At 60.0% G+C, this 9,980-nt stretch carries 10 protein-coding genes; 3 read left to right on the top strand and 7 right to left on the bottom strand.

The genetic code is table 11. The annotated features are described in order from the left end of the window. Window positions 1-271 precede the first annotated feature (271 nt). Window positions 272-1,780, top strand: a complete 1,509-nt coding sequence (gene mqo / locus PSEBG33_RS22260) for a malate dehydrogenase (quinone) (protein ID WP_005784875.1) — start codon at window positions 272-274, stop codon at window positions 1,778-1,780. 53 nt (window positions 1,781-1,833) lie between these two features. On the opposite strand, the gene PSEBG33_RS22265 is transcribed toward mqo, so the two are convergent. The 3 genes from PSEBG33_RS22265 to PSEBG33_RS22275 form a co-directional block, all read right to left on the bottom strand. Next, window positions 1,834-2,121, bottom strand: coding sequence for a PA4642 family protein (locus PSEBG33_RS22265; protein ID WP_005784873.1), 288 nt, complete (start codon window positions 2,119-2,121; stop codon window positions 1,834-1,836). Between the two features lie 72 nt (window positions 2,122-2,193). After that, window positions 2,194-2,661, bottom strand: a complete 468-nt coding sequence (locus PSEBG33_RS22270; RefSeq protein WP_005784871.1) for a WbuC family cupin fold metalloprotein — start codon at window positions 2,659-2,661, stop codon at window positions 2,194-2,196. Between the two features lie 3 nt (window positions 2,662-2,664). Next, the gene (locus PSEBG33_RS22275; RefSeq protein WP_005784869.1) at window positions 2,665-3,222 is read right to left on the bottom strand and encodes a hypoxanthine-guanine phosphoribosyltransferase; all 558 of its coding nucleotides are present in this window, start codon (window positions 3,220-3,222) and stop codon (window positions 2,665-2,667) included. A 164-nt stretch (window positions 3,223-3,386) separates the two neighbouring features. On the opposite strand from PSEBG33_RS22275, the gene upp reads away from it, so the two are divergent. Together upp and PSEBG33_RS22285 are read left to right on the top strand one after the other, a co-directional pair. Next, window positions 3,387-4,025, top strand: a complete 639-nt coding sequence (gene upp / locus PSEBG33_RS22280; protein ID WP_003188608.1) for a uracil phosphoribosyltransferase — start codon at window positions 3,387-3,389, stop codon at window positions 4,023-4,025. Between the two features lie 2 nt (window positions 4,026-4,027). Then, window positions 4,028-5,302, top strand: a complete 1,275-nt coding sequence (locus PSEBG33_RS22285) for a uracil-xanthine permease family protein (protein WP_005784866.1) — start codon at window positions 4,028-4,030, stop codon at window positions 5,300-5,302. A gap of 123 nt (window positions 5,303-5,425) precedes the next feature. On the opposite strand, the gene hisC is transcribed toward PSEBG33_RS22285, so the two are convergent. From hisC to murA, 4 genes are all read right to left on the bottom strand, one after another. Continuing rightward, the gene (gene hisC, locus PSEBG33_RS22290) at window positions 5,426-6,478 is read right to left on the bottom strand and encodes a histidinol-phosphate transaminase (RefSeq protein ID WP_005784865.1); all 1,053 of its coding nucleotides are present in this window, start codon (window positions 6,476-6,478) and stop codon (window positions 5,426-5,428) included. 3 nt (window positions 6,479-6,481) lie between these two features. Further along, on the bottom strand, window positions 6,482-7,798 hold the full coding sequence (gene hisD / locus PSEBG33_RS22295; RefSeq protein ID WP_003188601.1) for a histidinol dehydrogenase: 1,317 nt from the start codon (window positions 7,796-7,798) through the stop codon (window positions 6,482-6,484). 128 nt (window positions 7,799-7,926) lie between these two features. Then, window positions 7,927-8,562 carry an ATP phosphoribosyltransferase gene (hisG, locus tag PSEBG33_RS22300; protein ID WP_003188599.1) on the bottom strand — a complete coding sequence of 212 codons (636 nt, stop codon included), beginning with the start codon at window positions 8,560-8,562 and terminating at the stop codon, window positions 7,927-7,929. A 138-nt stretch (window positions 8,563-8,700) separates the two neighbouring features. Further along, window positions 8,701-9,966: a UDP-N-acetylglucosamine 1-carboxyvinyltransferase gene (murA, locus tag PSEBG33_RS22305; protein ID WP_005784861.1), complete on the bottom strand. Its 1,266-nt coding sequence runs from the start codon at window positions 9,964-9,966 to the stop codon at window positions 8,701-8,703. Between the last annotated feature and the right edge of the window lie 14 nt (window positions 9,967-9,980).

Raw genomic sequence — 9,980 nt, 5'->3', positions numbered from 1 at the left:
GCCTTCCTCAAAAACCGGAGCTTGAGCCTGTCCGCTACGGATTGGTTGCACGAATCGCACGCTTTGACCATAAGTCGAATTGCCACAGGCGCCCATGAATGCGTTCATAGGCAGATTAGCCCGGCAGGAAGCGTGTGCTGAAGTTGCAAAGAATTGCGAAACGGACATGGCGATCCTGGCCATGGGTAACCTGGGGCAACACGTGAACCGCCCCGTCACTCCTGGCAGCCATGCCGTCAATTTGGTGCTGCAGATTTTGGAGACGCGTTAAATGGCGCATAACGAAGCAGTCGACGTAGTTCTGGTAGGGGCCGGCATCATGAGTGCCACCCTGGCCGTACTGCTCAAGGAGCTCGACCCCGGCCTCAAGCTGGAAGTCGTTGAGCTGATGGATTCGGGTGCCGCGGAGAGTTCCAACCCGTGGAACAACGCCGGTACCGGCCACGCCGGGCTGTGTGAGCTGAACTACACGCCACAGGCCGCCGATGGCTCCATCGACATCAAGAAAGCCGTGCACATCAACACCCAGTTCGAGGTGTCGAAACAGTTCTGGGCGTACCTGACTAAGAAGGGCACCTTTGGCTCGTCCAAGTCGTTCATCAGCCCGGTCCCGCACCTGAGCTTCGTGCAGGGCGACAAAGGCGTTTCCTTCCTCAAGAAACGCTTTGAGACCCTCAGCCAGCACCACGCGTTTTCGGACATGCACTACACCGAAGACCGCAGCGAAATGGCCGAGTGGATGCCGCTGATGATGCCGGGCCGCCCGCTTGACGAAAAAATCGCCGCGACCCGCGTGATGAACGGCACCGACGTCAACTTCGGCGCCCTGACCAATCAGTTGCTCAGCCACCTGACCAGTTCGCCTGATGCCCAGGTCAAATACTGCAAGCGCGTCACCGGCCTCAAGCGTAACGGCGCCGGCTGGACCGTGAGCATCAAGGACGTCAACAGCGGCAACAGCCGCGAGGTGGACGCCAAGTTCGTGTTCCTCGGCGCCGGTGGTGCGGCCCTGCCGCTGCTGCAAGCCTCGGGCATCGAAGAAAGCAAAGGCTTCGGCGGTTTCCCGGTCAGTGGCCAGTGGCTGCGTTGCGACAACCCTGAAGTGGTCAAACAGCACCAGGCCAAGGTCTATAGCCAGGCTGCCGTGGGTTCGCCGCCCATGTCCGTGCCGCACCTGGACACCCGCGTGGTGGATGGCAAGAAGTCGCTGTTGTTCGGGCCATACGCAGGCTTTACCACCAAGTTCCTCAAGCACGGCTCGTTCCTTGACCTGCCGATGTCGATTCGCGCTGGCAATATTGGCCCGATGCTGGCCGTGGCCCGCGACAACATGGACCTGACCAAGTACCTGGTCAGCGAAGTGCGCCAATCCATGGAGCAGCGCCTGGAATCCCTGCGTCGCTTCTACCCCGAGGCGAAAGCCGAAGACTGGCGCCTGGAAGTGGCCGGCCAGCGGGTGCAGATCATCAAGAAAGACCCGAAGAAAGGCGGCGTGCTGCAATTCGGCACCGAGCTGGTGGCGGCCAAGGACGGTTCGCTCGCGGCGCTGCTGGGCGCATCTCCGGGTGCCTCGGTGACCGTATCGATCATGCTGGAGCTGATTGAACGCTGCTTCCCGCAGAAGGCTGCCGGTGAATGGGCGAGCAAGCTGCACGAGATCTTCCCGGCGCGGGAAAAGGTCCTGGAGACGGATGCCGAGCTGTATCGCAAGATCAACACGCAGAACAACATCAGCCTTGAGCTGGTGGAGCAAAGCAACGAAGCCCAAAGCTACGCTTAAGGTTTGAATGCAAAAAAAAACGCCCCTCGGGGCGTTTTTTGTGGCTCGGATAATCAGCCGCGTGCTTTGTCGATCAGCTCGATGTATTCAGCGGCGTTGCGCTGGTCCTTGATCAGATCAACGAAGGTCTGGCCATGCTCGTCCTGGCCATCCAGGTCCAGGCCTGCTTCTTGGAAAAAGCCCAGGAAACGCTCGAAGTCGTCGATACGCAGGCCGCGATAGGCCTTGATCAGTTTGTGCAGGGACGGCGAAGTCGCATCAACCGGCTCGAAGTCCAGGAACAACTTGATTTGGTCGTCACCGATCTCGTCACCAATCACCTGTTTCTTATCTTTACGCATTACCGACTCCAGCCTGCAGACATTTACACGGGGTTTGAAGTCTACCTGCGCGACGCAGGATGTGGGAGGGGCTCAATCGAACTGGGCAAGCATCCAGCGGTGATACTCCGCCATACCCGCCTCGCCTTCACGGGGCGCCCAGCTTGCCAGCTCACCTTCGCCAACAGGACGGTAAGGGCCAGCCTTGCATTCAAACATCACGCTGTCCGGCTCCAGCACCACCAGGCTATGAAAAACACCTGGCGAAAGGTCTACGCCCTGGCACTCTCCGCCGGCTTGCAACACACGCTTGCTGAGTAGCTCGCCGACCTCGCTGAAAATCAAGATTCCCAAGCGCCCCTTGAGCACCAGCAGAGTTTCAGCTTTATCAGCGCTCAGGTGACAATGAGGCTGCACATAGGTGCTGGGTTGCAAGCCGACCGCCATGCGATGACAAGGCTCTTGCATCTCATGGAAGTTGACGTTCTGACGCCCACGGGGGCTGGCGGCCGCTTTCTCGGCCAATTCGGCAAACAGGGTCTGATCAAGAAAGCGGGCCATCGATTACATTCCTTTAACGGCAAAGATGCCATTGGCGTTACGCCAGTAGCCTTTGTAGTCCATGCCATACCCGAAGATATAGCGGTCGACGCACGGCAGCCCAACAAAATCGGCTTTCAATTCAGGACGGGCTTTGCGGTCGTGGTCTTTGTCGATCAGCACAGCGGTATGCACTTTGCGCGCGCCGGCATGTTTGCAGAAATCGATGATCGCGCCCAGGGTATGACCTTCATCGAGGATGTCATCGATGATCAGCACATCGCGGTCAATGAACGAAACTTCCGGCTTGGCCTTCCAGAACAGATCGCCGCCGCTGGTTTCGTTGCGATAACGGGTGGCGTGCAGGTAAGAGGCTTCCAGTGGGAATTGCAGGTGGGTGAGCAATTTACCGGCGAAGATCAGGCCACCGTTCATCACACAAAAGACCACCGGGTTGGTGTCGGCCATTTCGCGGGTGATGTGCTCGCCGACCTTGGCGATTGCTGCTTCGACCTGCGCTTCGGTGTACAGGCAGTCAGCCTCGTGCATGATTTGACGGATATGCTCGAGATCAGCAGACATGGCGCTCTCCAAGGGGGTGCTGTGGCAAGAAAAGCGGGCGAAGGTACGCTTCTCGTGCGCTCCAATCAAGCCTTTATGGACTAACGTACTTGATGTCTATAGGACAACACTCTCGGATAGATTAATCTAGGCCGGTTTTTTTGCCCGCCGCCGGAGCCTTTCCCATGCCCACTCGCGAGATCCGCCACCCGCTGATCCGACACAAACTCGGCCTTATGCGCCGTGCCGACATTAGCACGAAGAATTTCCGTGAGCTTGCTCAGGAAGTCGGAGCGCTGCTGACTTACGAAGCCACCAAGGATTTACCCCTGGAAACCTACGAGATCCCCGGTTGGGCCGGTCCCGTACAAGTGGAAAAAATCGCCGGTAAGAAAATTACCGTCGTCCCTATCCTGCGCGCCGGTATCGGCATGCTCGAAGGTGTACTCAGCCTGATCCCGGGCGCCAAGGTCAGCGCCGTGGGCGTTGCCCGCAATGAAGAAACACTGCAGGCCCACACCTACCTGGAGAAGCTCGTTCCGGAAATCAACGAGCGCCTGGCCATGATCATCGACCCGATGCTCGCCACCGGTAGCTCCATGGTCGCGACCATCGACCTGCTGAAAAAAGCCGGCTGCCGGGACATCCGTGCCATGGTGCTGGTGGCCGCGCCCGAAGGCATCGCCGCCGTCGAGAAAGCCCATCCGGATGTGCAGATCTACACCGCATCCATTGATGAGCGCCTGAATGAACACGGCTACATCATCCCAGGCCTTGGCGATGCCGGTGACAAGATCTTCGGCACCAAGCAGAAGGACGCGTGAACATGCAGGATGAATTCAACGACCCGCTTTGGCGCCAGATCCTGTCTGGCGCACAGATGCTCTTCGTAGCATTTGGCGCGCTGGTGTTGATGCCGCTGATCACAGGTCTTGATCCAAACGTCGCACTGTTCACCGCCGGCCTGGGCACATTGTTGTTCCAGGTGGTGACAGGGCGGCAGGTGCCGGTATTTTTGGCATCGAGCTTCGCGTTTATCACCCCGATCATCCTCGCCAAAGGCCAATTCGGCCTGGCGGCGACCATGGGCGGGGTGATGGCGGCCGGTTTCGTCTATACGTTCCTGGGCCTGGCCGTGAAGGTCAAGGGCACCGGCTTTATCGACCGGCTGTTGCCGCCAGTGGTGATCGGCCCGGTGATTATTTCCATCGGCCTGGCCATGGCACCGATTGCCGCCAATATGGCCATGGGCAAGTCCGGCGACGGAGCCGAGTTGATCCATTACCAGACGGCGATGCTGATCTCGATGCCCGCACTGCTGACCACCTTGATCGTGGCCGTGTTCGGCAAAGGCATTTTCCGCCTGGTGCCGATCATCTCCGGCGTACTGGTGGGTTTTGCCATGTCGTTCTACTTTGGCGTGGTCGACACGGCAAAGATCGCGGCTGCGCCGTGGTTCGCCCTGCCCCACTTTACCGCGCCAGAGTTCAACTGGCAGGCGATCCTGTTTATCGTCCCGGTGGCCCTGGCCCCGGCGATCGAACATATCGGCGGTGTGATTGCGGTGGGCAGCGTGACCGGTCGCGACTACCTGAAAAAGCCCGGCCTGCACCGCACCTTGCTGGGTGACGGTATCGCCACTACGGCTGCCGGCATGTTTGGCGGCCCGCCGAACACCACCTACGCCGAGGTGACCGGCGCAGTGATGCTGACCAAGAACTACAACCCGAAAATCATGACCTGGGCGGCAGTGTTTGCTATCAGCCTGGCGTTTATCGGCAAGTTCGGCGCACTGCTGCAGAGCATCCCCGTGCCGGTGATGGGCGGGATTCTGTGCCTGCTGTTCGGCTCGATTGCTGCGGTGGGGATGAACACGCTGATTCGCCACAGGATCGACCTGGGTGAAGCACGCAACCTGGTGATTGTGTCGGTAACCCTGGTATTCGGGATTGGCGGTGTGCTGGTCGGCACCGGCACCGGCCCGGACGATTTCGGCCTCAAGGGCATCGCCCTGTGTGCCGTGGTGGCGATTGGTTTGAACCTGTTGCTGCCGGGCAATGATGGCTGGAAGAACAAGAAGCCGGATGAGCCGCTGATCTAAGCCCTCCAGTTTTCTGGTGTAGCTGGTGGCCTCATCGCGGGCAAGCCCGGCTCCCACAGGGAAATGCAGTTTCCTGTGGGAGCCGGGCTTGCCCGCGATGAGGCCCTTACTGCCTGCAAAGAATTAGAGCTCGCCGAGCCCATCAATCAGCGCCTGGTTCTGCTCAGGCGTACCGATACTGATCCGCAGGAATTGGGCAATCCGCTCCTGCTTGAAGTGCCGCACGATAACCCCCTGCTCACGCAACTTGGCTGCCAATCCAGCAGCGTCATGCCGTGAGTGGCGCGCAAAGATGAAGTTCGCCGCCGAGGGCAACACTTCAAACCCTTTGCCTTCCAGTTGCGCGACCACCTTGTTGCGGCTGTCGATCACCATCTGGCAGGTCTGCTCGAAGTATTCACGGTCTTCGAACGCCGCCGCCGCGCCAACAATCGCCAGGCGATCCAGCGGGTAGGAGTTGAAGCTGTTCTTGACCCGCTCCAGCGCCTCGATCAGGTCTGGGTGACCCACGGCCAGGCCCACACGCAAACCGGCCAGTGAGCGCGATTTGGACAGGGTCTGGGTTACCAGCAGGTTCGGGTAACGGTCCACCAGGCTGATGGCGGTTTCGCCACCGAAGTCGATGTAGGCTTCGTCGACCACCACCACCGAATCCGGGCTGGCCTTGAGGATCTGCTCCACCGCATCCAGCGCCAGTAAGCAGCCGGTGGGTGCGTTCGGGTTGGGGAAGATGATCCCGCCGTTAGGCCTGGCATAGTCAGATGCACGAATCTGGAACTGCTCGTCCAACGCCAGCGCGTCGTACTTGATGCCGTAGAGGCCGCAGTACACGGGGTAAAAGCTGTAACTGATATCCGGGAACAGAAGTGGCAGATCGTGCTGGAACAGGCCATGAAAGATGTGCGCCAGGACCTCATCGGAACCGTTGCCAAGGAATACCTTGCCGGCGTCGATCCCGTAATACCTGGCCACGGCTTGTTTGAGCAGGTCGCTGTTGGGGTCCGGGTACAGGCGCAAGTTGTCGTTCAACTCGGCCTGCATCGCTGCCAATGCCTTGGGCGATGGGCCGTATGGGTTTTCGTTGGTGTTGAGCTTGACCAGCTTGGTCAGCTTCGGTTGCTCACCGGGTACGTAAGGCACGAGGTCCTTGACGAAAGGGCTCCAGAATTTGCTCATGCCTTACTCTCCCTTGACGATGCGGTATTCAGCGCTGCGTGCGTGAGCGCTGAGGGATTCACCACGGGCCAGCACCGAGGCAGTCTTGCCCAGCTCGGAAGCACCTTGTGGCGAGCAGAAGATAATCGACGAACGCTTCTGGAAGTCATACACCCCCAGCGGCGATGAAAAACGCGCAGTGCCGGAGGTCGGCAACACGTGGTTAGGCCCGGCGCAGTAGTCGCCCAGGGCTTCGCTGGTGTGACGCCCCATGAAGATGGCACCGGCGTGACGAATCGACGGCAACCAGGCCTGTGGGTCCGCTACGGACAGCTCCAGGTGTTCCGGCGCGATGCGGTTGGCCACTTCGATGGCTTGCTCCATATCACGCACCAGAATCAGTGCGCCGCGGCCATTGATCGACTTCTCGATGATTTCGGCACGCTCCATGGTCGGCAGCAGCTTATTGATGCTGGCGGCGACCTTGTCGAGGAACTCGGCATCGGGGCTGACCAGGATCGCCTGGGCATCTTCGTCGTGCTCAGCCTGGGAGAACAGGTCCATGGCAATCCAGTCCGGATCGGTCTGGCCGTCACACACCACCAGAATTTCCGAAGGGCCGGCGATCATGTCGATGCCGACCTGGCCGAACACATGGCGCTTGGCGGTGGCGACGTAGATGTTGCCTGGGCCAACAACCTTGTCGACCTTCGGCACGCTTTCGGTGCCATAGGCCAGGGCCGCGACGGCCTGGGCGCCACCGATGGTGAACACCCGGTCGACACCCGCGATGCAGGCGGCAGCCAGTACCAGCTCGTTGATTTCACCACGAGGGGTCGGCACCACCATGACCACTTCAGTGACACCCGCCACTTTGGCCGGAATCGCGTTCATTAACACGGACGACGGATAAGAGGCTTTACCGCCCGGCACGTAAAGGCCGGCACGGTCCAACGGCGTGACCTTCTGGCCCAGTACGGTGCCATCGGCTTCGGTGTAGCTCCAGGAGTCCTGCTTCTGCTTTTCGTGGTAGCTGCGTACCCGCGCCGCTGCGACTTCCAGGGCTTCGCGCTGGGGCGCGGTGATACGCGTCAGGGCCAGCTCAAGGCGCTCGCGGGGCAGGATCAGGTCCGCCATCGACTTGACGTCCAGGCCGTCGAACTGACGAGTGAAGTCCACCAGCGCCGCATCACCGCGCTCGCGCACGGCCTTGATAATGTCGAGCACCCGCTGGTTGACCGAGTCGTCGGACACGCTTTCCCAGCTCAGCAGATGATCCAGATGATGGGCGAAATCCGGGTCGGCAGCGTTGAGTCGGGCAATTGCAGTGGACGTGGTCATAGCGAGGGCCTCAATAGAATTGGCAAAAACTCAGGCGCCCTAAACTAGCAGTCGTTTCCGCTTGGGCACCTGAGAATTCTGGCTATGAGGCGGATAGACGGGCGCAGCCTTTGGGCTACGCGGGTGAGTCAACCGCGGTGTCGAGACTCCACTGCCTTGCGCAGGGTGTCGATCAACGCCTGGATACGGGCGTGTTGCATCTTCATGGAAGCTTTGTTGACGATCAGGCGAGAGCTGATGTCGGCGATGAAATCCTGTGGCTCCAAACCGTTGGCGCGCAGGGTGTTGCCGGTGTCGACCACGTCGATGATCTTGTCGGCCAGGCCGATCAGCGGCGCCAGCTCCATCGAGCCGTAGAGCTTGATGATATCGACCTGGCGGCCTTGTTCGGCGTAGTAGCGCTTGGCGACGTTGACAAACTTGGTCGCCACCCGCAGGCGGCCCTTGGGCTCGACATCACCGACACGGCCAGCGGTCATCAGCTTGCACAGGGCGATACGCAGGTCCAGTGGCTCATACAAGCCCTGGCCACCGTATTCCATCAGCACATCCTTACCCGCGACACCGAGGTCGGCGGCACCATGTTCAACGTAGGTCGGCACGTCGGTAGCCCGCACGATCAGCAGGCGAACGTCGTCCTGGGTCGTGGGGATGATCAGCTTGCGGCTCTTGTCCGGATTCTCGGTCGGCACGATGCCCGCTTCAGCCAGAAGCGGCAACGTGTCGTCAAGGATGCGGCCCTTGGACAGTGCGATGGTCAACATGGGAACGTCAGTCCTTCATCAGGCTATTGCTGTCCGGTCACAAACAGTGCCAGACACAGATCGAGGCCATGACAGCCTCGATTTGAAACAAACCAGTGTGTAGGAGCGAGCTTGCTCACCCCTACAGGGCAGCGGGGGTTAGCCCGGTACGCGGCGGATTTTAGCGCCGAGCATCTGCAGTTTTTCTTCGATGCACTCGTAGCCACGGTCTATGTGGTAGATGCGGTCGATCAGGGTGTCGCCTTCGGCGCACAGTGCCGAGATTACCAGGCTGGCGGAAGCACGCAGGTCGGTAGCCATTACTGGCGCGCCCTTGAGCTTGTCGATGCCGGTGACGATGGCGGTATTGCCTTCGACCTGGATCTTGGCGCCCATGCGGTGCAGTTCGTACACGTGCATGAAGCGGTTTTCGAAGATGGTCTCGATCACGGCACCAGTGCCTTCGGCAATCGCGTTCAGGGAGATGAACTGCGCTTGCATGTCGGTCGGGAACGCCGGGTATGGAGCGGTACGCACGTTGACGGCTTTTGGCCGCTTGCCGTGCATGTTCAGCTCGATCCAGTCTTCGCCGGTGGTGATCTCTGCGCCGGCTTCCTTGAGTTTTTCCAAGACGGCTTCAAGGATGGTCGGATCGGTGTCCTTGACCTTCACGCGGCCACCGGTCACGGCAGCGGCAACCAGGTAGGTACCGGTCTCGATGCGGTCAGGCATGACTTTGTAGGTGGCGGTGTGCAGACGCTCTACACCATCAATGGTGATGGTGTCGGTGCCAGCACCGGAAACTTTGGCGCCCATGGCGTTGAGGAAGTTGGCCAGGTCGACCACTTCCGGCTCACGCGCGGCGTTTTGCAGCACGCTGCGGCCTTTGGCCAGGGCAGCGGCCATCATGATGTTTTCGGTACCGGTCACACTGACGGTATCAAAGAAGAAGTTCGCGCCACGCAGGCCGCCTTCCGGCGCCTTGGCCTTGATGTAGCCGCCTTCGACGTCGATGACTGCGCCCATGGCCTCAAGGCCACGGATGTGCAGGTCGACCGGACGCGAACCAATGGCACAACCGCCAGGCAAGGCCACTTCGGCTTCGCCGAAACGAGCAACCATCGGGCCCAGCACCAGGATCGACGCACGCATGGTTTTCACCAGTTCGTACGGGGCGATCAGGGTCTTGATGGTGCGCGGGTCGATTTCGACGGCCAGCTTCTCGTCGATCACCGGCTCAATGCCCATGCGGCCGAACAGCTCGATCATGGTGGTAATGTCGTGCAGGTGCGGCAGGTTGGCTACAGTCACCGGGCCATCGCACAGCAGGGTCGCTGCCAGGATCGGCAAGGCGGAGTTTTTCGCACCAGAAATGCGGATCTCGCCATCAAGGCGGGCACCACCGGTAATAATCAATTTATCCATAAGAATCTCGACGC

It is taken from the genome of Pseudomonas synxantha BG33R, from assembly GCF_000263715.2.
Lineage (GTDB): Bacteria > Pseudomonadota > Gammaproteobacteria > Pseudomonadales > Pseudomonadaceae > Aquipseudomonas > Aquipseudomonas synxantha_A.
The sequence above is the reverse complement of the archived record's forward strand: the minus strand, read 5'-3'. Positions and strand labels throughout refer to the sequence as shown.